Annotated in this window: 16 protein-coding genes and 4 pseudogenes; 12 read left to right on the top strand and 8 right to left on the bottom strand. The window is 40.9% G+C overall.

Going from position 1 to position 22,288, the window contains the following annotated elements; genetic code table 11:
- Nucleotides 1–7: 7 nt before the first annotated feature.
- Nucleotides 8–658 carry an IS1595-like element ISHpa1 family transposase gene (locus DXZ23_RS02600; protein WP_017805439.1) on the top strand — a complete coding sequence of 217 codons (651 nt, stop codon included), beginning with the start codon at nt 8–10 and terminating at the stop codon, nt 656–658.
- A 61-nt stretch (nt 659–719) separates the two neighbouring features.
- Here the strand turns inward: DXZ23_RS02600 and DXZ23_RS02595 are convergent.
- Nucleotides 720–1,967: pseudogene (locus DXZ23_RS02595) on the bottom strand (phosphate acyltransferase); the annotation flags it as partial.
- A gap of 57 nt (nt 1,968–2,024) precedes the next feature.
- Here DXZ23_RS02595 and DXZ23_RS02590 point away from each other — a divergent pair.
- Nucleotides 2,025–3,364, top strand: a protein-coding gene (locus DXZ23_RS02590; RefSeq protein WP_114995397.1) for an IS3 family transposase whose coding sequence is annotated in 2 segments (ribosomal slippage) — nt 2,025–2,475 and nt 2,475–3,364 — 1,341 coding nt in all. Because the reading frame shifts where the segments join, the coding sequence is not laid out codon by codon here.
- A 336-nt stretch (nt 3,365–3,700) separates the two neighbouring features.
- Here DXZ23_RS02590 and DXZ23_RS02585 read toward each other — a convergent pair.
- On the bottom strand, nt 3,701–5,614 hold the full coding sequence (locus DXZ23_RS02585; protein ID WP_017806676.1) for an ABC transporter ATP-binding protein: 1,914 nt from the start codon (nt 5,612–5,614) through the stop codon (nt 3,701–3,703).
- Between the two features lie 188 nt (nt 5,615–5,802).
- On the opposite strand from DXZ23_RS02585, the gene DXZ23_RS02580 reads away from it, so the two are divergent.
- From DXZ23_RS02580 to DXZ23_RS02565, 4 genes and pseudogenes are all read left to right on the top strand, one after another.
- Nucleotides 5,803–6,051 carry an oxaloacetate decarboxylase subunit gamma gene (locus DXZ23_RS02580; protein WP_017806678.1) on the top strand — a complete coding sequence of 83 codons (249 nt, stop codon included), beginning with the start codon at nt 5,803–5,805 and terminating at the stop codon, nt 6,049–6,051.
- 23 nt (nt 6,052–6,074) lie between these two features.
- Nucleotides 6,075–7,604 (top strand): annotated as a pseudogene (oadA, locus tag DXZ23_RS02575) (sodium-extruding oxaloacetate decarboxylase subunit alpha); the annotation flags it as partial.
- A 57-nt stretch (nt 7,605–7,661) separates the two neighbouring features.
- Nucleotides 7,662–8,312: an IS1595-like element ISHpa1 family transposase gene (locus DXZ23_RS02570; RefSeq protein ID WP_017805439.1), complete on the top strand. Its 651-nt coding sequence runs from the start codon at nt 7,662–7,664 to the stop codon at nt 8,310–8,312.
- A 166-nt stretch (nt 8,313–8,478) separates the two neighbouring features.
- Complete coding sequence (locus tag DXZ23_RS02565; protein ID WP_017806681.1) at nt 8,479–9,066, top strand: NAD(P)H-dependent oxidoreductase; 588 nt, start codon at nt 8,479–8,481, stop codon at nt 9,064–9,066.
- Nucleotides 9,067–9,086: 20 nt separating this feature from the next.
- Here the strand turns inward: DXZ23_RS02565 and DXZ23_RS02560 are convergent, their stop codons facing one another.
- Entirely contained in the window at nt 9,087–9,602 is a 516-nt protein-coding gene (locus DXZ23_RS02560; protein ID WP_017806682.1) for a GNAT family N-acetyltransferase, read from the bottom strand.
- 322 nt (nt 9,603–9,924) lie between these two features.
- On the opposite strand from DXZ23_RS02560, the gene DXZ23_RS02550 reads away from it, so the two are divergent.
- Nucleotides 9,925–11,721: a site-specific DNA-methyltransferase gene (locus DXZ23_RS02550; RefSeq protein WP_017806684.1), complete on the top strand. Its 1,797-nt coding sequence runs from the start codon at nt 9,925–9,927 to the stop codon at nt 11,719–11,721.
- A gap of 10 nt (nt 11,722–11,731) precedes the next feature.
- On the top strand, nt 11,732–14,356 hold the full coding sequence (locus tag DXZ23_RS02545; RefSeq protein ID WP_017806685.1) for a restriction endonuclease: 2,625 nt from the start codon (nt 11,732–11,734) through the stop codon (nt 14,354–14,356).
- Between the two features lie 80 nt (nt 14,357–14,436).
- On the opposite strand, the gene DXZ23_RS02540 is transcribed toward DXZ23_RS02545, so the two are convergent.
- Nucleotides 14,437–15,891 (bottom strand): aminoacyl-histidine dipeptidase, encoded by a 1,455-nt coding sequence (locus DXZ23_RS02540; protein ID WP_017806686.1) that lies wholly within the window; start codon nt 15,889–15,891, stop codon nt 14,437–14,439.
- 124 nt (nt 15,892–16,015) lie between these two features.
- Between DXZ23_RS02540 and gpt the strand changes: the two genes are divergently transcribed.
- The gene (gene gpt / locus DXZ23_RS02535) at nt 16,016–16,480 is read left to right on the top strand and encodes a xanthine phosphoribosyltransferase (protein WP_017806687.1); all 465 of its coding nucleotides are present in this window, start codon (nt 16,016–16,018) and stop codon (nt 16,478–16,480) included.
- Between the two features lie 48 nt (nt 16,481–16,528).
- A complete protein-coding gene (locus tag DXZ23_RS02530) occupies nt 16,529–17,353 on the top strand; it encodes an alpha/beta hydrolase (RefSeq protein ID WP_017806688.1) in 825 nt (274 codons plus the stop codon).
- Between the two features lie 51 nt (nt 17,354–17,404).
- Here DXZ23_RS02530 and DXZ23_RS02525 read toward each other — a convergent pair.
- The 3 genes and pseudogenes from DXZ23_RS02525 to DXZ23_RS02515 form a co-directional block, all read right to left on the bottom strand.
- Nucleotides 17,405–18,159, bottom strand: a pseudogene (locus tag DXZ23_RS02525) (esterase family protein).
- 8 nt (nt 18,160–18,167) lie between these two features.
- Nucleotides 18,168–19,346 carry an ATP-grasp domain-containing protein gene (locus tag DXZ23_RS02520; protein WP_017806689.1) on the bottom strand — a complete coding sequence of 393 codons (1,179 nt, stop codon included), beginning with the start codon at nt 19,344–19,346 and terminating at the stop codon, nt 18,168–18,170.
- A 298-nt stretch (nt 19,347–19,644) separates the two neighbouring features.
- The gene (locus DXZ23_RS02515) at nt 19,645–20,376 is read right to left on the bottom strand and encodes an ATP-binding cassette domain-containing protein (RefSeq protein ID WP_017806690.1); all 732 of its coding nucleotides are present in this window, start codon (nt 20,374–20,376) and stop codon (nt 19,645–19,647) included.
- Nucleotides 20,377–20,444: 68 nt separating this feature from the next.
- On the opposite strand from DXZ23_RS02515, the gene DXZ23_RS02510 reads away from it, so the two are divergent.
- Together DXZ23_RS02510 and DXZ23_RS02505 are read left to right on the top strand one after the other, a co-directional pair.
- A complete protein-coding gene (locus DXZ23_RS02510) occupies nt 20,445–21,095 on the top strand; it encodes an IS1595-like element ISHpa1 family transposase (RefSeq protein WP_017806567.1) in 651 nt (216 codons plus the stop codon).
- A 47-nt stretch (nt 21,096–21,142) separates the two neighbouring features.
- On the top strand, nt 21,143–21,430 hold the full coding sequence (locus tag DXZ23_RS02505; RefSeq protein ID WP_035696005.1) for a hypothetical protein: 288 nt from the start codon (nt 21,143–21,145) through the stop codon (nt 21,428–21,430).
- Here DXZ23_RS02505 and DXZ23_RS02500 read toward each other — a convergent pair.
- Nucleotides 21,427–22,077, bottom strand: a pseudogene (locus tag DXZ23_RS02500) (IS1595-like element ISHpa1 family transposase). The gene DXZ23_RS02505 and the pseudogene DXZ23_RS02500 overlap by 4 nt on opposite strands.
- Nucleotides 22,078–22,288: the final 211 nt, after the last annotated feature.

The raw sequence follows: 22,288 nt of genomic DNA, 5'->3' as shown, positions 1-22,288 counted from the left end.
TGAACCAATGAGAAAAAGTCGTCTAAGTCAGCACAAACAAAATAAACTCATTGAGCTATTTGTTGCAGGTGTTACTGCAAGGACAGCAGCAGAGTTAGTCAATGTAAACAAAACGACTGCCGCATATTACTTTCATCGTTTATGCCAACTCATCTATCAAAACAGCCTTCACTTAGAGATGTTTGAAGGTGAAATTGAAGCCGATGAAAGTTATTTTGGCGGTGCTCGCAAAGGCAAACGTGGTCGTGGTGCGGCAGGGAAAATTGCGGTATTCGGGCTTCTCAAGCGCAATGGCAAGGTTTATACCGTTGCGGTTCCAAATACGCAATCTGCCACCTTGTTACCCATTATTCGGGAGCAGGTAAAGCCTGATAGTATTGTTTACACCGATAATTATCGTAGTTATGACGTGCTTGATGTGAGTGAATTTAGTCATTTTCGTATCAATCACAGCACACATTTTGCTGAAAATCATAACCACATTAACGGAATTGAGAATTTTTGGAGCCAAGCAAAACGCCATTTACGCAAATTTAATGGTATCCCAAAAGCGCATTTTGAGCTTTATTTAAAGGAATGTGAATGGCGTTTTAATTACAGCAACATAAAAAGTCAAATTTCTATTTTAAAACAATTGGTTAAAGGGAGTTTAGTCTAGTTATCTAGGACAGCCCCAAAATAAATAGGGCAGAAAATCTGCCCTAACTCTCTTTTCTTTTTTAAGCTTCTTGCTGTGCTTTTACTGCGGCGACCGCGACCATATTGATAATACGGCGAACGGACGAGGCAGAGGTTAAAATATGGGCAGTTTTATTTACCCCCATTAAGATTGGTCCAATGGTGATTGGCGTTGCGGTGCCTTGTAGCAAGTTAAGGCTGATACGCGCCGCTTCCATTGTTGGCATAATTAGCAAGTTTGCTGCGCCTTTTAACGGGCTATCTGGCATCACTTCGTTGCGTAAACTTTCGGAAAGCGCAATATCACAGTGCATTTCGCCATCAATGATTAAATCAGGGGCTTTTTCTTGCACTAGTTTTAGCACTTGACGCATTTTCACTGCGTTTTCATCATTGGCACTGCCGTAATTGGAATGCGAAACCAGTGCCACTTGTGGTTCAATACCGAAACGGCGAACTTCTTCCGCTGACATCAAGGTGATTTCCGCTAATTCTTCCGCTGTTGGGTTTGGATTAACAAAGGTATCCGCAATAAACAAGTTGCCCGTTGGCAGCACCAAACCGTTTACAGTGGCTGGAATCGCTCCCGCTTTCACGCCGTTAAATTCTTTAATCGCATTCAAGTGGGAAGGATAAGGCCCAACTAATCCACATAGCATTGCATCAGCTTTGCCAAGTTCCAATAGCACAGAACCAAGTGCGGTCGGATTATGCAACATTTTTCGTTTTGCCCCTGCGGGTGTCATTCCTTGACGTTTCAGCTTGTTGTAATAGCTTTGCCAGCATTGTTCATAATGTGGGTTATTTTCAATATCAATGATGTCAAAATCACGCCCTGCTTCAAGGTGTAAGCCTAATTTTTTGATTTTCTCGGCGATGATATGCGTGCGTCCCAATAGCACGGGCTGAGCAATGCCCAAAGTGGCGATTTCTTGCACCGCGTGCAATACGCGAGTTTCTTCCCCGTCAGTGAGTAAAACGCGTTTTTTATCTTGTTTCGCTTGGGCGAATACAGGTTTCATAAAGAGATTGGTTTTGTAAACGAACTGTGTCAATTTCTCTAAATAGGCATCAAAATCTTCAATCGGGCGGGTTGCCACACCGCTATCCATCGCAGCTTTCGCGACCGCTGGGGCAATTTTTACGATTAAACGAGGATCAAACGGTTTTGGAATGAGATAATCTGGACCAAAAGACACTTCTGCACCACCATAGGCGGAAGTAACCACTTCGCTTTGCTCTGCCAAGGCAAGATCCGCAATGGCATACACCGCAGCTAATTTCATTTCTGATCTGCACCCCAAAAGTTGGACTAAACAACCAACTGATTAAGGTGCAGATTTTTTATGACTAAATATACTCAACGTTTCAAACAACAAGTGCTCGACTTTTATCATCAAAATGGAAAAAACCGTTCGCTTACTCGCCAGTATTTTCAGCTTCCCCAAAGCACGTTAGCACGTTGGATTGCGAAATTTAATCATAATGGAATCAATGGATTAGCTGTGTTAGGTAAAAAACGATGTTATTCTGTTGAGTTTAAATTAAAGGTTATTCAAGCTATCAAAAAAGGCCAGTGCTCCGCTGAAGCCGCCTGCTTTCGCTTTGATATCCCCAGTTCAGGGATAATTAGTCAATGGTTGCAACGCTTTGAAAAACAAGGTATAGATGGGTTATTACTCAAACCTAAAGGTCGTCCAAGTATGAAACTCAACTCACCTAAAATGCCACCAACGCCCAAAACAGAAGAAGAACGCTTGCGTTACCGAATTTTGGAATTAGAAGCGGAGAATGCAATGCTAAAAAAGTTGCAGGAACTCAACCAACAAAAAATGCAGAAAAAGCCGTCATCGTAAATGCCTTACGCTCGCGTTTCCCGTTGGAATTGTTACTCAGGCTAATCGGATTGGCACGCAGTTCGTTCTTTTATCATCTCAAGCCAAAGTCGGATAAAAATGTAGCGATTTCACAGAAAATAGAGGAAATTTATCGCAAAAATGACGAAAATTATGGTTATCGTCGAATTACCTTGGAATTAAGGAAATACTTGATTATCAACCACAAAAGGGGGCAAGCGATAATGCAACGTTTGGGGTTAAAAGGAAAAAGTAAGCAGAAAAAATATCGTTCTTACCAAGGCAAAGTGGGACACATTGCCGATAATCTGTTGCAACGGGATTTTACGGCAACGATGCCGAATGAGAAGTGGGTAACGGATATCACCGAGTTCAAATGTGCGGAAGGCAAAGTGTATTTATCGCCGATTAAAGACTTGTTTAATAACGAAATTATTGCTTATGATGTGGCGAGAAGTCCGAGTTTTGAGCAGATAACCAGAATGCTGACCCAGGCGGTGAACCGATTAGCGGGGGAAAAACCGATACTGCATTCCGACCAAGGATGGCAGTATCAAATGATGGGTTATCGGGAGATATTGAAAAAACACGGTATTACGCAAAGTATGTCGAGAAAAGGCAATTGCCTTGATAATGGTGCGATGGAAAGCTTTTTCGGGCGATTGAAGACGGAATGTTACTTTGGCAAGCGGTTTGAAACCTTTGAACAGCTTGAAAAAGTGATTCACGAGTACATTCATTACTACAACAATGAGCGTATTCAAGTGAAGCTCAAAGGACTAAGCCCTGTGGAATACAGAACTCAGTCCTTGAATGAAATTAGAATATAGTCTAACTTTTTGGGGGCAGATCACAATACTGCCATCTACGCTCCAGTTAAACTGCATATTTTCCTCCCTGTGATAATTTAGAAATGAAATAAGAAATTAATCACTTTCTCCATTGTTACCACTCACCAATGAACCTTAATATTATGTTCTTATTTCTTAATCTTAATTTAAACAGTTTGCTGTAGTTTAAAGAACAGTATCAAATAGGAGGTATGATAAAAATCATAAAACAGCTGTGATCTTGCTCACAAATTGAAAAAGTAACGCAACAATATCGCCTTTCCTATAATGTCTATTTACCGATAAATTTAACTTTAAAAGAATTTATAGGATTGTCTAATTCCCCATTATTTTCTCCATATTTTCCTGCACACTGAACCATTCCAACTCCACTTCTTCAAGCTGTTTTTTGTATTCCGCTTGGTCTTTTAAAAGTGCGGTGAGATTTTCTTTCATTTCTGCTTGGTACAGATCACCGTTGGCGAGTTGTTGCTCAATGTCTGCCAGTTTTTGCGAGAGGGTTTCCATTTTACTTTCCCATTGTGCAAGGGATTTTCGCAGTGGGGCGAGTTGTTGGCGGAGTTCCGCTTCTTTACGTTTTTGCTCTTTACGATTTTGGCTGCTACTTTCTTTGTTATTTTCTGTTTTGTCAGAGGGTTGGCTTTGGCTATTTTGTTCGTTGAGCCATTTTTGATAATCCGCTAAATCCCCTTTAAATTCTTCCACTTGCCCATCGTGAACCAAATAAAATTCATCAACGGTGTTGCGTAATAAATGGCGGTCGTGGGAAACAATCACCAGCGAGCCTTGATAATCCACTAAGGCTTCGGTGAGGGCTTGTCGCATATCCAAATCTAGATGGTTGGTTGGCTCATCGAGCAACAGTAAATTCGGGCGTTGCCAAACAATTAACGCTATCACTAAGCGGGCTTTTTCGCCACCCGAGAAATGGGCGACCTGTTCGTTCACTTTATCGCCGTGGAAAGCGAAGCTGCCGAGATAATCGCGTAATTGCTGTTCTGTTTGTTGTGGGGCGAGTTGCTGCATATGCCAAAGGGCACTTTCTTCCGCACGTAAAGTATCTAACTGATGTTGTGCGAAATAACCAAGTTGTACGCCTTTTGCGAGCTGAATATTGCCAGAAAGTGCGGTGATTTCTCCCGCTAATAATTTGATCAGCGTGGATTTCCCTGCACCATTTTTACCCAGCAAACCAATGCGTAAACCAGGGACGAGATTTAATTTGATTTGTTTCAGAATTTCCGTGATTTGCCCATTATTTTCATAACCCGCACTGACTTTCTCCATTGAAAGCAACGGGTTAGGCAATGCCAAAGGCTCACGAAACTCAAAGGTAAACGGGTTATCCACATAAGCAGGGGCAATAAGCTCCATTCGGGCTAGGGCTTTCATTCGGCTTTGGGCTTGTTTCGCTTTAGTGGCTTTGGCTTTAAAGCGGTCGATGTATTTTTGCAAATGAGCCACTTTTTGCTGTTGTTGGCGGTATAACGCGGTTTGTTGGGCTAATTTTTCCGCCCGTTGTTTTTCAAAAGAAGAATAATCGCCCGTGTATTCGTTAATTTTTTGATTTTCGATATGCAGAATTTTATCCACAACGGGATCGAGAAAATCGCGATCATGTGAAATCAGTACCAATGTGCCTTGATATTGTTGCAACCAGCGTTCCAACCAAATTACCGCATCTAAATCTAAATGGTTAGTTGGCTCATCAAGCAAGAGCAAATCGGAAGGGCATAATAGGGCTTGGGCTAAATTTAACCGCATTCGCCAGCCACCAGAAAAGGCACTCACGGGCTGGCTTAATTCTGCTTGGCTAAAGCCTAAGCCGTTTAATAATGACGCTGCACGGGATTGAATCGTCCACGCATCAATGGTATCCAACTGTTCGTGAATGCGTGCAATGGCATTGCCATCATTGTTTTGATTGGCTTGTTCTAACTGTTGCTGTAATGCCACATATTGGCGATCACCTAAAATCACATAATCCAAGGCGGAAATGGCAAGAGATGGGGTCTCTTGATTCACCCAAGCCAGTTGCCAGTTTGTGGGGTAACTCACTTCGCCACTTTCGGGGCTGATTTCTTTTTTTAATAAGGCAAGTAGCGAAGATTTACCGCAGCCATTTTTGCCCACTAAGCCCACTTTTTGCTTCGGATTAATGGCGGCATTGGCATTTTCTAGTAAGGTCGTTTGTCCACGTTTTAGCGAAAGATTGGTAAATAAAATCATTAAATTTCGGTTTATCTCTGATCAACAAAAGGGTTATTTTCCACGTTTTTATAAAAATTGCCAATCATTCCAAATTTTTATTGGAAATTTTTCAAAAACCATTTTCAACAATGTGATCTAGTTCAATTTTTTTATAACCTAAACAGGATATGATACGAAACGCTGTTTTACATCTTTGAGGTATAAAAATGACAAACGTTGAACTTATGCAAGAGGGCATTAACCTAATGTTTTCGGGAATGGGGTTCGTGCTGGTTTTCTTGTTAATCCTAATTTTTGCCATTGGATTAATGTCGAAACTGGTAAACCGCTTTTTTCCCGAGCCTGTTCTCACCCCGCCTGCACCGATAAAAGCACAATCCACTCAACCAGATGATTTAGAAAGATTACGCCCTATTATTGTGACGGCGATTGCTCATCATCGCCAAAGAACTTAGATGATTAATTTGGAGAAAATACAATGACAGTTGAAAAGAAAAAAATTGCCGTAACTGATGTTGTGTTGCGTGATGCACACCAATCCCTTTTTGCGACCCGTTTACGCCTTGATGATATGTTACCTATTGCTGCTGAGCTTGATGACATCGGCTATTGGTCGCTTGAAGCTTGGGGCGGTGCAACTTTTGATGCTTGTATTCGTTTTTTAGGGGAAGATCCTTGGGTGCGTTTGCGTGAACTCAAAAAAGCAATGCCAAAAACGCCATTACAAATGTTATTGCGTGGGCAAAATTTGCTAGGCTATCGTCATTATGCTGATGATGTGGTAGATCGCTTTGTGGAACGTGCTGTACATAACGGAATGAGCGTGTTCCGTGTGTTTGACGCAATGAACGATCCGCGTAATATGCAACAAGCACTGAAAGCGGTACGCAAAAATGGCGGCCACGCACAAGGCACACTAAGCTATACCACAAGCCCCGTGCATACTTTACAAACTTGGCTTGATACCACAGAACAACTGTTAGAAATTGGTATTGATTCCCTTGTGATCAAAGATATGTCGGGCATTCTCACACCAAATGAAGCCTATCACTTAGTCAGTGAAATCAAAAAACGCTTTGATGTGCAACTTCATCTTCATTGCCACGCCACCACAGGAATGGCAGAAATGGCCTTATTGAAAGCCATTGAAGCGGGTGTGGACGGCGTAGATACTGCCATTTCTTCAATGAGTGGCACATACGGACACCCAGCCACGGAAGCCCTTGTTGCCACCTTAAAAGGCACGCCATATGACACGGGGTTAGATATTCAAAAATTAGAGAAAATTGCCGCTTATTTCCGTAATGTGCGTAAAAAATACCATAAATTTGAAGGCCAATTAAAAGGCGTGGATAGCCGTATTTTAGTGGCACAAGTGCCGGGCGGAATGCTCACTAACCTTGAAAGCCAATTAAAACCGCAAAATGCCTCTGACAAATTGGATTTAGTGTTGCAAGAAATTCCAAAAGTGCGGGAAGATTTGGGCTATATTCCATTGGTAACGCCAACCTCGCAAATTGTTGGAACACAAGCGGTGATCAACGTATTAATGGGTGAGCGTTATAAAACCATCGCCAAAGAAACCGCAGGGATTTTAAAAGGTGAATACGGCCGTACACCTGCCCCTGTGAATGCTGAATTGCAAGCACGCGTGTTAGAGGGTGCAGAGCCAATCACCTCACGCCCTGCGGATCACCTTGAGCCTGAAATGGAAAAACTCACTGCCGAAATCAAACAGCAAGCCAAAGAGAAAAGCATCAAACTGTCTGATAATGAAATTGACGATGTGCTTATTGTGGCATTGTTCCCACAAGTGGGGCTGAAATTCCTTGAAAATCGTGGTAACCCTGATGCCTTTGAACCTGCTCCAAGTGTAGAAAGTGCGAGCGAAAAAACATCGCAAAAAAGCACCGCTCTTTCCTCTCAAGCCAAAACTGGTGCAGCAGTTTATACGGTGGAATTAGAGGGCAAAGCCTTTGTGGTGAAAGTGAGCGAAGGCGGCGATATTGATCAAGGGGCTGTCCTAGATAACAACTAAAAAATCTATTTAGGTTAGAATGAACCAATGAGAAAAAGTCGTCTAAGTCAGCACAAACAAAATAAACTCATTGAGCTATTTGTTGCAGGTGTTACTGCAAGGACAGCAGCAGAGTTAGTCAATGTAAACAAAACGACTGCCGCATATTACTTTCATCGTTTATGCCAACTCATCTATCAAAACAGCCTTCACTTAGAGATGTTTGAAGGTGAAATTGAAGCCGATGAAAGTTATTTTGGCGGTGCTCGCAAAGGCAAACGTGGTCGTGGTGCGGCAGGGAAAATTGCGGTATTCGGGCTTCTCAAGCGCAATGGCAAGGTTTATACCGTTGCGGTTCCAAATACGCAATCTGCCACCTTGTTACCCATTATTCGGGAGCAGGTAAAGCCTGATAGTATTGTTTACACCGATAATTATCGTAGTTATGACGTGCTTGATGTGAGTGAATTTAGTCATTTTCGTATCAATCACAGCACACATTTTGCTGAAAATCATAACCACATTAACGGAATTGAGAATTTTTGGAGCCAAGCAAAACGCCATTTACGCAAATTTAATGGTATCCCAAAAGCGCATTTTGAGCTTTATTTAAAGGAATGTGAATGGCGTTTTAATTACAGCAACATAAAAAGTCAAATTTCTATTTTAAAACAATTGGTTAAAGGGAGTTTAGTCTAGTTATCTAGGACAGCCCCAAAATAAAAATTAAATAACAATTATTTTTGCGCAAATCGCAAAAGTGATTTGCTGTTTCTCGGTTTTTTTCTTCCATTTTTTTGCATATAATCCCTCACATATCGCCACATCGCGTGGCTTCTATTTCAGCAAAATAAAAGGAAAAACAATGAACATTTTATTACTCAACGGTGGCAAAGCATTTGGCCATTCTCACGGTGAACTCAATGCCATCTTACACAACGAAGCCAAAACCCTGTTAAGTGAATTGGGGCATCAGGTTCAAGAAACCCATATTGACGCGGGCTACGACATTGAAACCGAAATTGAAAAATACCTCTGGGCTGACGCGGTTATCTACCAAATGCCAGGTTGGTGGATGGGCGAGCCTTGGATCGTGAAAAAATATATGGACGAAGTGTTCACCATCGGACACGGCAAACTGTATCAAAGCGACGGCCGCCACCGCGTCAATCCCACCGAAGGCTACGGCACAGGTGGCTTGCTGCAAGGGCGGAAACATATGCTTTCTCTCACTTGGAACGCACCAATTGAAGCCTTTACCCGCGAGGGTGATTTTTTCAACGGCGTGGGCGTTGATGGCGTGTATCTGCACTTTCACAAAGCCAACGAATTTCTCGGCTTTACCCCATTGCCAACCTTTATTTGTAATGATGTGATTAAATCACCGAATGTGCCTGAATATTTAGCGAATTACCGTCAGCATTTGACAGAGGTTTTTGGCAAAGCTGAATAAATGGGCATTAATCTTTTTTATCAGCCTAAATTAAAGGCTTTCGCATAGATTATTTCTCCTTGTGGAGGGGTTTCTGTAAAGGGAAGAACACGCAATACCCCTTCTGGCAAGGGGAAGGGAGCGGTAATTCCGTAATGAGAAGCCGTTTGATAGCCAAAGCGAGAATAATACTCAGGGTGTCCTAATACGACGATAGCAGCATATTCCTTGTTTTTAAGCTGTTGATGTGCTGCTAAAATCAGTGCTTTTCCCACGCCTTGTTTTTGCCACTGAGGTAATACCGAGAGGGGAGCTAAGGCTAACACGGGTTGTTGTCCAATGGTGGCGGGGCTAAATAAAATATGTCCGATTATTTTCCCTTCATTTTCAGCAACTAAACTCAGTACAACCTCGTTGTTTTCATATAAACGGCGGACAAGTAAGGCTTCTTTTCCATCACTAAATGGCATATTAGCGAAGGCTTCTTGAATCACATTTTCGATTTCTTGATTATCCTCGATACGAGATTGACGCAAAATAAAATGGGATTGTGTCATTTTATTTCTCCTAAATTATTGATAAAAAACGGATTGTATGGCGGAAAAGATTTCAAGGCAAGAAACAAAAGTGCGGTGATTTTTATCATTGGAATTTTACAACGTAAAAAATTGACAAAATGATGATTTTATTTCTTAATTTATGCTCTAGCTTGTAGAATAATAAAAATTTTTTGATAAAAAAGTTGACATAAAAAAGGACACATCATAATGCCTGACAGCACAGCACAGCACAGCACAGCACAGCACAGCACAGCACAGCACAGCACAGCAGCTTGACCATCTTTCGTTAAGGGAGCAACAGCTCTCGCAACTCAAATCCTTGCTGCCTGAAATTTTTTCTGAACAGCAAATCGATTTTGAAAAATTTAGACAACTGTTTGCCAACGAAATCGCCACCAATCCGGATCGTTATGCCCTCAACTGGGCAGGAAAATCCGAAGCCTATCAGGTTTTACAAACCCCAACGCAACAAACGCTTACCCCTTGCGAGGCGGAGAGTGTGGATTTTGCCCAATCGCAAAATGTGTTCATTGAGGGCGAAAACCTAGAAGTCCTCAAAATTCTGCAAAAATCCTATTTTAATTCTGTGAAAATGATTTATATCGACCCGCCTTATAACACGGGGAACGATTTTATCTATAAAGATAACTTTGCCGATAGCCAAGCCGATTATGCGGAAAAAGTAGGCGATAAAGACGAAGCGGGCAAGCTTAAGCGTGCCTTTGTGAAAAACAGCAAAGAAAACGGGCATTATCACAGCAATTGGCTCAATATGATGTTGCCTCGCTTGCATTTGGCAAGAAACTTATTGCGTGATGACGGCGTGATTTTTATTTCCATTGATGATAATGAACAAGCCCAATTGAAATTGCTTTGTGATGAAGTATTTGGGGAAGAGAATTTTGTAGGCATATATAAATGGAACAAAACTGCGACGCCACCTGCGTTATCCAAAAAAATAAGAGGAAAATATGAATTTATTCTATGCTATGAAAAATCAATTAATGGTATTACATATAATGGAGGAGTAGTAGAGGGAGGTGATATGCCATTACTCAATGAAAGCAATAGTGAAAGAACACTTATTTTCCCTTCTGATAGTGTGCATTTTAACTTTGATGGATATTTTAAATCTGGAATATATGACCGTATTGAACTATTAGAAGATTTATTTATAACTAATGGTAAGGCTAACATTGATGTTAATATACGGGGAAAATTTAAATGGACTCAAGAAACTGTTAATAATGAAATTAATAATGGTACAAGTTTTATAATCAAGACAAAAAAATTTGCCATTCGTTATGCAAGAGAGGGAGAAAGAATTAAGCGTCCATCTGATATTATCTCCAAAACTGAATGTCAAGTCGGTACCAATGAAGACGCTTCCAAAGATATTGAAAAACTATTTGGGAAAAATATTATGTCTTACCCCAAACCTATCTCTTTGATCAAATATCTAATTCCTTTTGCAGAAACAGATAAAAACACCCTAATCCTCGACTTCTTCGCAGGCTCTGCCACCACCGCTCACGCGGTAATGCAACTCAATGCCGAAGATGGCGGCAATCGCCATTTTATTTGCGTGCAGCTGCCTGAAAAAACGGACGAAAAATCCGAAGCCTTTAAAGCAGGTTTTCAAACTATTGCCGAAATATCCAAAGAACGCATTCGCCGTGCGGGCAAGCAAATCGCCGAGCAATATCCCGACAAAACAATGGATACGGGGTTTAAAGCCTTTAAACTTTCAGGCAGCCATTTCAAACAATGGCAATCCCCCACAGAACAAGATTTAGAAAAACAATTGCAAATGTTTATCGACCCTGTGGCAGAGAACACTGATACGCAGGCGATGATGTATGAATTATTATTGCGTTTAGGCTTTAGCCTCACGGCAAAAGTGCGGTGGGAAAATCAAGTGTGTTGGGTGGAAGAAAACCATCAGCGAGTGGCATTGATATTAAATGAAATCAATGAGCCATTAATCAATGACGTGATGGCACGCCAACCGCAAAAAGTGGTGATGCTGGATCGTTTATTTAACGGTGATGACGCATTCAAGAAAAATACCGAATTGCAAATGAGCGATGCGAATATTGCTTTATGGGTGATTTAAGGAGAAGAAAATGCAACTTCAATTTGAAACCTTAGATTATCAATTGCAAGCCGTGGAAGCGGTGGTTCAATTATTTAAAGGGCAAGGGAAGGCACAAGAAGAAGTTTGGGGCTTGACCAGCCCAAATGATGAACGCATTGGGTGCAATCGCCCTTTGCAGTTGAATGAAGCGGTTTTGCAAAACAATTTACACGAGCAACAAAATAAAGCAAAAACCGACCGCACTTTGATTGCCGAGCAGGGTAAAAACTTTACCGTTGAAATGGAAACGGGAACGGGCAAAACCTATGTGTATTTACGCACCATTTTTGAATTAAACCAACAATATGGCTGGCAAAAATTTGTGATTGTTGTGCCAAGCGTTGCCATTCGCGAGGGCGTGTTGCACACCTTGGCAGCTACGCAAGATCATTTTTCCCTTGTTTTTGATAAGCCCAGCGTTCAATACAATGAATATAAAAGTTCCAATCTAACGGCGTTAAAAAACTTTTCCCAAAGCAACTATATTGATATTTTGGTGATCAATATTGATTCTTTCGCGAAAGAAAACAATGTAATGAATACGGTTCGAGAAAGTGGCATTGCCCCGATTGAATATATTCAGACGGCATCGCCCATTGTGATTATTGATGAACCGCAAAATATGGAAACTGAAACCCGCCGTAAAGCGATTGAAAGTTTAAACCCATTGTTTACCTTGCGTTATTCCGCCACGCATAAAAATGCCTACAACCCTGTTTACAGCCTCAATCCCGTGCAAGCCTACGAATTGGGCTTGGTGAAGCAAATTGAGGTGGACTGCGTACTGGCAAACAATGATTTAAATGGGGTGTATTTATCGCTGAAAGAAATCAAAACGGGCAAAAAAAGCTGGTCAGCCAAAATTGAATTATTGGTGAACGACAAAAAGGCGATGAAGAAAAAAGCCATCACCGTCAAGCCCAATCAAGATTTATTCGAGCTTTCCAATCAAAATGAACAATACCGCAATGGCTTTATTTTGAGCGGAATGGATACCGAACAAAAAATGGTTTCCTTTGCTAATGGCGTGGAAATTTATCAAGGAACGGATTATTCCCAATTAAAAGACGAAATTCAGCAAATGCAAATCCGCCGCACCATTGCCGAGCATTTGCAAAAAGAGAAAAAATTGCGTGAGCAAGGCATTAAAGTGCTTTCTCTGTTTTTTATCGACAAAGTAGATAATTACCGCAATGGCGGTAAATTCGCCCAATGGTTTGATGCCATTTACCGCGAGCTTTCAGGCAGCGATCCGCAAGGCGTGCATAATGGCTATTTTTCTCAAGACAAAAAAGGCAATGCCAAAGACACCAACGGCAGCACACAAGCGGATAACGACACTTATCGCCTGATTATGAAAGATAAAGAACGGCTATTGGATGTAAACAATCCGTTGCGGTTTATTTTTTCTCATTCCGCATTAAAAGAGGGCTGGGACAATCCGAATGTGTTTCAGATTTGCACCTTAAACGATACCGCCAGCGAAATAAAAAAACGCCAAGAAATCGGGCGTGGATTAAGGCTGCCTGTGAATCAGCAGGGGCAACGGATTTATGATCGCCGCCAAAATATCCTTACCGTGATTGCCAATGAAAGCTATGAACAATTTGCCACCAGCCTTCAGCGTGAAATTGAAGAAGAATGCGGCGTGCAGTTTGCCAAGAGCAATATCAAAAAACGTGAAGATAAAAAACGGGTTCAATATCGCAAAGATTTTAGCCTACACCCCAATTTTCAAGCACTGTGGGAACGTATTCAGTATCAAACCACTTATCGGGTGAAGTTTGAACAACAAGAGTTAATTAAAAGTGCGGTGGAAAAAATTCGCAAAATGCCGCCTATTGAAGCGATACAAATCCGCCACGAAAAAGCCCATTTAACCATCAATGAACAAGGCATAAGCACACAATATCGCTCAACAGGGGCAACCAATGTGCGTGCTTCATTCCATATTCCTGACCTGCTCAATGCCTTGCAAAACAAAACAGGATTAACGCGAATAAGCTTATGCCAGATTTTGCAACAATCGCAAAGGCTGCCCGAAGTTTTCCATAATCCACAACAGTTTATTGATTTGGTTGCCGAAAAAATCAACCTTGCGTTACAACAAATCATGGCAGAGGGCGTGGAATACCGAAAAATCACCGGTAAAACCTATGCAATGACGCTATTTCAGGATTTTGAATTTTTTAAAAATGATCACACTTTTGAAGTGGCAGAAAAACAAAAAACCATTTATAAAAACTATATTCCGCTAGATTCCCAAACCGAATATCAATTTGCTAAAGATTGTGAAACCAGCGAAGAAGTGGAATTTTATTTTAAGCTGCCTGAAAAATTTAAAATCCCTACCCCATTAGGCCATTACAACCCAGATTGGGCAGTGGTGTTTAAAGGTGAAAGCAAAATCTATTTTGTGGCAGAAACCAAAAACACAGACAACGGCATTCAACGCGGTGTAGCAGAAGAAAAATTACGCGAAAGCGAGCAAATGAAAATTGCCTATGCGCGTAAAAATTTCCATTGTCTGAATTCTGATACACCTGATTTAGATTATCAGGTCGTTAAGAATGTTGCGGAACTAGTGTATAAAAGCAATAGAATAAAGCCATAACGCAGCGATTTTTAGAAGGTATTCATTGAGCAAAGTGCGGTAAAAAATTCGTTTATTTTTCACCGCACTTTGATTGGTCTTTATTTGATGTTAGCCAATATTTTCGTTAATAATTCCCAGTAGGTTTGCACGGCGGGGATATGCACTTTTTCATCAGGGGAATGGGCGTTGATGATGGTTGGTCCAATAGAAACCACATCTAGGTTTGGATAGATTTTTTTCAACAAACCACATTCCAAGCCCGCGTGAATCACTTTGATTTCAGGCTCGTAGCCTAAAATATCGGCGTAGATTTTGTGGGTGAGGGCGAGTAGTGGGCTGTCGGGTTGAGGTTCCCAGCCGGGGTAATCCCCTGAGAAGATGACGCTTGCTCCGCAGAGTTCTACCAATGAAGTTAGGGTTTCTTGCACCGAATATTTTCCGCTTTCAATGAGGGAGCGGATCAAAATAGTGGCATTGATTTGATCTGCCTCTGTGTTTATCACACCTAAACTAAGCGAGGTTTCCACCACATTTTTCACCGCATCGCTTTGACGAATGACGCCGTTTGGCAACGCATTTAACAGATTGATGACGTTGTTTTGTGAAGTGCGGTCAAAAATTTGTGCAGTTTTTTCAACGGGTTGCAAAAATAGGCTGAGGTTAGGCTCGGCAATGGCTAATTCGGTTTTTAATAAAACTTCAAAATTTTCCACCGCACTTTGTAATGGGGCAACATCACCGTCAATAGATAGGGTAACAAAGGCTTCACGGGGAATGGCATTGCGAACAGAACCACCATTGATTTGGCTGATGGCAAATTCGATGTGCGGATAATGTTGATTGAGATGAGCAAGGAAACGCACAAGGGTTTTGATTGCATTAACGCGTCCCGTATGAATATCCACGCCTGAATGTCCGCCTCGCAAGCCTTTTAACACGAGCTGATAGCTGTTCGCGTAAGGGTTGGCGATTTGTTGTACAGGAATGGTTAAATCGGCATTGATGCCGCCCGCACAGCCAATATAAATTTCGCCGTTTTCTTCGGTGTCGGTGTTGATCATTAGCTGGCTTTTCAACCAGTTTGGACGCAAGCCAATCGCCCCCTCCATTCCTTGCTCTTCAGTCATTGTGAGCAAGACTTCTAACTCTGGGTGAGCAAGATTTTCATCTTCTAATGCGGCAAGGGCAGAAGCCAAGCCGACACCGTTATCCGCCCCTAAGGTTGTGCCTTTGGCAGTTACCCATTCGCCCTCAATATAGGGTTGGATTGGGTCGGTTTGGAAATTGTGTGGCGTGTCTTCATTTGCCTGAGGTACCATATCAAGGTGAGCTTGTAGCACCACTGACGGGCGGTTTTCCATTCCCTTCGTGGCAGGTTTGCGGATTAAAATATTGCCGACTTCATCACGTTCGACAAAAAACTGTTTTTCTTTCGCCCAATTTACGATGAAATTGGCGAGGGCTTCTTCGTGATAAGAGGGGTGTGGAATGGCACAAATTTGATCGAACCATTTCCATAATAATTGTGGCTGAAGTTGTTGAATTTCTGACATTGTTTTGTCTCCTAAATAAAAAAATTTCGCAAAATAATAGCATAAAATGCGGTTTCGCGTTATCCTATCAAAATTTTTATTTATCGGGCGGTTTATGCCCTCTTTGTTAATGTTAAGGTGAATTATGAGTGAAAAATATGTGGTAACTTGGGATATGTTCCAAATGCACGCACGCAAATTGGCGGAGCGTTTGCTTCCCGCTTCGCAATGGAAAGGCATTATTGCGGTGAGCCGTGGTGGGTTATTTCCAGCCGCCGTGCTAGCACGTGAATTAAGTGTTCGCCACGTGGAAACCGTGTGTATCGCCAGTTACGATCATAATCAACAAGGGGAACTGAATGTTATTCACGCCGCTCAAGTGCCAAATGGCGGTGAGGGTTTTATCGTGGTTGATGATTTGGTGGATACGGGAAATACCGCACGTGCCATTCGTGAGCTTTATCCAAATGCCCGCTTCATTACCGTGTTCGCAAAACCTGCGGGAGCGGATTTAGTTGATGACTATGTGATTGATATTCCTCAAAATACTTGGATTGAACAGCCTTGGGATATGGGCATTACCTTTGTGCCACCATTGGCGAGAAAATAATTTGTGATAAACGCTGGGCTTGCCAGCGTTTTTTATAGAAGTTAAAAGATGAGCGTGTTTAATCATTATCTGGAAATGCAAGAGCATTTTCTTTATGTGCCTTATTACCATCACCACCGCCGTGTGCGCGTGTTGTTGCCAAAAGATTATCACAACGAACCTTGGCAGCATTACCCTGTCCTTTATATGCACGATGGGCAAAATGTGTTTTATAGCAAAGAATCCTATTCAGGCCATTCGTGGAAAATTATCCCTACCATTAAGCATTATCAACAGTTGCCAAAATTAATTATTGTCGGCATTGATAACGCGGGGGAAGAGCGGTTAAATGAATATGCCCCTTGGAAAACGGAAGTGGGACATTCCCCTGAAGTGAGAAACGTTGGCGGACGCGGGGCGGAATATGCGGATTGGGTGGTGAACGAGGTGAAAAAATTCATTGATGAAAACTACCGCACTTTACCTAACGTAGAGCATACCCTACTGGCGGGAAGTTCAATGGGTGGCATTATTACCGCTTATATGGGGGCGGCATATCCGCAGGTTTTTGGGCATTTTGGCGTGTTCTCCCTTGCCTCTTGGTTTAGTGAGGGGGCGTTTATGGATTTTATTCATCGCCACCCCTTGCAGCCGCAAAGCCGTGTGTTTATTCAAGTCGGCACCAATGAGGGCGATGAAATGGATTCCCAATTCATTTCCAATATGAACCAAACCTACATTGATTGCACCCTACGCTACTACCAAGCCTTGTTACGCACGGGGCAACCCCTCGATCATATTCGCCTACGCATTATGGCAAATGAAATCCACCACGAAATGCACTGGGCAGATCATTTTGTCGAGTTCCTGCATTTTGCGTTATTGAATAAGTAGTTGTGAATAAATAACGAGAAATAAAAGGCGGAACATCAATCCGCCCTTTGCCTATTTTAACAACCCTTGCTCTTCCAACTTCCCTAAGAAATAAGGCATTTGTATTCGCCACCAAGGCCAATCGTGATCCACATCTGTTCCCCAAAAGTCAAACCAAGCTGGAATATCTTTGGCTTGGAAGGCTTGTTGTAAGCGTGCGGTGTCGGCGATGTGTTGTTCTTCCCACGCACCTTGCCCTACAGCTACTATGTAATGGTTTTGGCGGTAGCGGTCTAAAAACCACGGGTCGTTTTGATTCCACAAATAATCAATCGGCGAGTTAAAATACACCTCTGCATTGCCTTGATATTCACCTGTGAAAAAACGGGCATCATAAACCCCGCTGAGTGCAATGGCAGTATCAAAAAGATCAGGGTGGCGTAAGGCAAAATTAATCGTGTGGAATCCCCCATACTACAACCTGTGGCGATCATTGTGCCTTGCCATTGGGATTCGTGGCGGATTAACGGCACGAGTTCGTTAATGATATAGCGATCATAGGCGTTATGTGCTTGGGCCATATTTTGCCCAGACTTGTAGGTGGCAAGCCAAGATTCATTATCAAAAGAATCTGGCGTGTAAACTTTGATTAAGCCCCGCTCGATAAAAGAGCGGCAAGCGTCGATCATTCCAAAATTGCCATATTCATTATGATTGCCACCCGAAGATGGAAAAACAATCACGGGTTTGCCACTGTGTCCATACACATTGAAGGGCATTTCTCTGCCTAATTCACCGCTCCAGTGATGACGAGCTTCAAAAAACATTGTGCCTCCTACTGCTTTTGATGTGCAAATTGAATGATTTCACGCATTTGCTCGATGTTTGGCGTGCGAGCCAAAATGCCCTCCTCGCCCATTATTTTGGCAAATACCCCTGGCACTTTCTGCACGCTAATAATATTGTGCGGGAATTTTTCCCAGATTTGAGCGATGGAATGAGCGTAACGCTGATTGGCTTTGCGGGAAATATAAACCACATTCCAAGGGTGCGTGATTTGTGAAGTGAATTGATTGTCTTTGACGATATGTGCATATTCATTAAACACATCAAAGTCATTGGCATAATTCCACATATCAATGGTTAATCCACCGGGTGGGCGACAATTCACTTCTAATGGTAATAATTCGTTGGTTTTCTTCACGCGGAAAAACTCGAAATGAAAGAACCGCTCTTTAACATTAAAGGCTTTGACGCATTGCTTGCCCAATTCCACTAATTTTGGCGAAATTTTACGCGGAACGTAGTAGAACATATCACCGTCTTTTTCCACCGTATCCAGCACCGCTTCGGAATATTCAAGGCTAGAATAAAACACAATATTGCCCTCGCGATCGGTCAAACCGTCAAAGGTAACAATATCGCCGTCAATAAATTCTTCCATAATGTATTCCACATTCGGATTTTTCTGGCTGAAGAAGTTTTCCAATTCTTGTGTATTTTTGATTTTATAGGTATCGCTCGCCCCCACGCCAGAATTGGGCTTGATAATCACGGGATAATGCAATTCGTCCGCTAACTTTCTGGCATCTTCATCGCTTTCAAACACCCGCCCTTTTGCCACTTTCAAGCCTGTTTGACGGAAAATTTCTTTCATTTGCGATTTGGTTTTAATGGATTTCATATCCTCATTTTTATAACCAAATACATTGAAATCCGTGCGAAGTTTCGCATCTAGCTCAAGCCAATATTCATTGTGCGATTCAATGCGATCAATACGCCCATATTTATGCGCAAAATAGCCCAGCGCACGATAAACCTGATCGTAATCTTCCATATTATCCACGCGATAATATTCCGTTAGCGAGTTGCGTAAATTCTCACTTAACTGCTCGTAAGGCGTGTCGGCAATGCCTAAGGTGTTGAAACCATTTTCCCGCAAACGCACGGCAAAGGTTTCAAAATTGGTCGGGAAATGGGGTGAAATCATCACAAAGTTTAGTGGTCTTGACATAGACTATCCCTCAATCTAAAAAATAACGAAAACGATTGCATTATACAAAAAATCATCAAGTTATAAAAGCAACAACATATAAATTTGAATAAATTGGATTATTTATTCTTTATTTTTTAGACATAAACAGAGAGTAATAAATGTAAATATCACTGCGATAAGTAATACGTTTACAATGATTTTCTCTATCGTATTTTTAGGCTTCTTATAAATATTTCATAGATTAAATCATAGGTTAAATTATTAGTATTAAGGATTTTATAAAACTCATATTACAATAATTATATCAAGGTTAGCTTTATAGATTTATACATCGATCAGCACTTTCAATAGTAGATTGACGATGGGCAACTATTACTCTAGTTATTTTTAGTTTAGCTATTGCATCATTAATTTTTCTTTCATTTTCTTCATCAAGATGACTTGTTGCTTCGTCCATAAAAAGAATTTTAGGCCTTTTATAGAGAGCTCGCGCAATAAATAATCTTTGTCTTTGCCCTCCTGAAAGGTTGTTGCCTAGTTCTCCAAGCAACGTTTCATAATTCATTGGCATCTTCATTATTTCATTATGAATTTGCGCTTGTTTTGCACATTGAATGGCAAATTCTTTATCATACTGATTATCAAAGCAGACAATATTTTCTAAAATTGAGCCAGAGAAAAACTTATCTTCTTGTAACACCGTTGCAATATGTTGGCGATAATGTGAACTATCTAAGTTTTTAATATCAATATTATTGATATAAATTTCTCCTTTTGTTGGTCTCAAGAGTCCTGACATTAATTTTAGTAAGGTTGTTTTACCTGCGCCTGATTTCGCAGAGATCGCTATGCTTTCTCCAGCATTAACTTCTAAATTTAAATTATCAAGAATAGGTTGTGTAAATTGATCATATTGAAAGGTAAGATTTTTCACTAAAATAGATAAACCTTTTTGTTCTTCTGATAAAGAAAATGGTGAGGAGTGTATGCTATTTTCAATTTCAGTTAAAGCAATATCGGCAATCCTTTCTCTGTGTAAAGAAAGCATTTTAAAATTAAAGAAAAGGGGCTGTCCTAGATAACAACTAAAAAATCTATTTAGGTTAGAATGAACCAATGAGAAAAAGTCGTCTAAGTCAGCACAAACAAAATAAACTCATTGAGCTATTTGTTGCAGGTGTTACTGCAAGGACAGCAGCAGAGTTAGTCAATGTAAACAAAACGACTGCCGCATATTACTTTCATCGTTTACGCCAACTCATCTATCAAAACAGCCTTCACTTAGAGATGTTTGAAGGTGAAATTGAAGCCGATGAAAGTTATTTTGGCGGTGCTCGCAAAGGCAAACGTGGTTGTGGTGCGGCAGGGAAAATTGCGGTATTCGGGCTTCTCAAGCGCAATGGCAAGGTTTATACCGTTGCGGTTCCAAATACGCAATCTGCCACCTTGTTACCCATTATTCGGGAGCAGGTAAAGCCTGATAGTATTGTTTACACCGATAATTATCGTAGTTATGACGTGCTTGATGTGAGTGAATTTAGTCATTTTCGTATCAATCACAGCACACATTTTGCTGAAAATCATAACCACATTAACGGAATTGAGAATTTTTGGAGCCAAGCAAAACGCCATTTACGCAAATTTAATGGTATCCCAAAAGCGCATTTTGAGCTTTATTTAAAGGAATGTGAATGGCGTTTTAATTACAGCAACATAAAAAGTCAAATTTCTATTTTAAAACAATTGGTTAAAGGGAGTTTAGTCTAGTTATCTAGGACAGCCCCTTATTTTTATAACAAAAACAGGAGAAAAAAATGAAAGAAATAAATATCAATGAATTATCTTTAGTTTCTGGAGCTTCACCATTACAAGCCATAAAATATATAGGAGTATATGTAGCAGGAAAAGAAATAGTTAATCCTATATATGATGAAATTCGAGATAATATAGTTAATACTCCCATAGAATATCCATTGTCTGTTCCAATTAGAACTGCCTCTCCTAGTTGGACTGAAGGAAGAATAAGATACTCTAGCGAATATGAATATACTCCCGAGTCTAGCTATCCAACAAAAAATTTAGGGGCTGTCCTAGATAACTAGACTAAACTCCCTTTAACCAATTGTTTTAAAATAGAAATTTGACTTTTTATGTTGCTGTAATTAAAACGCCATTCACATTCCTTTAAATAAAGCTCAAAATGCGCTTTTGGGATACCATTAAATTTGCGTAAATGGCGTTTTGCTTGGCTTCAAAAATTCTCAATTCCGTTAATGTGGTTATGATTTTCAGCAAAATGTGTGCTGTGATTGATACGAAAATGACTAAATTCACTCACATCAAGCACGTCATAACTACGATAATTATCGGTGTAAACAATACTATCAGGCTTTACCTGCTCCCGAATAATGGGTAACAAGGTGGCAGATTGCGTATTTGGAACCGCAACGGTATAAACCTTGCCATTGCGCTTGAGAAGCCCGAATACCGCAATTTTCCCTGCCGCACCACGACCACGTTTGCCTTTGCGAGCACCGCCAAAATAACTTTCATCGGCTTCAATTTCACCTTCAAACATCTCTAAGTGAAGGCTGTTTTGATAGATGAGTTGGCGTAAACGATGAAAGTAATATGCGGCAGTCGTTTTGTTTACATTGACTAACTCTGCTGCTGTCCTTGCAGTAACACCTGCAACAAATAGCTCAATGAGTTTATTTTGTTTGTGCTGACTTAGACGACTTTTTCTCATTGGTTCATTCTAACCTAAATAGATTTTTTAGTTGTTATCTAGGACAGCCCCAAAAATAAAGTAAAAATAAGATACTGACATAAAAGAAAATAACATTTACATTAAATATGTCAGATAATATTCTAGAAAAAATATATACTCCTATATAGAAAAAGAAAGATTTTATATGTTTGAGTATTTTCATTGTAATAGAACTGCAAATGAGAATTGT

It is taken from the genome of Avibacterium paragallinarum, from assembly GCF_900450705.1.
GTDB lineage: Bacteria > Pseudomonadota > Gammaproteobacteria > Enterobacterales > Pasteurellaceae > Avibacterium > Avibacterium paragallinarum.
This window is presented reverse-complemented; position numbering and strand designations above follow the sequence as displayed.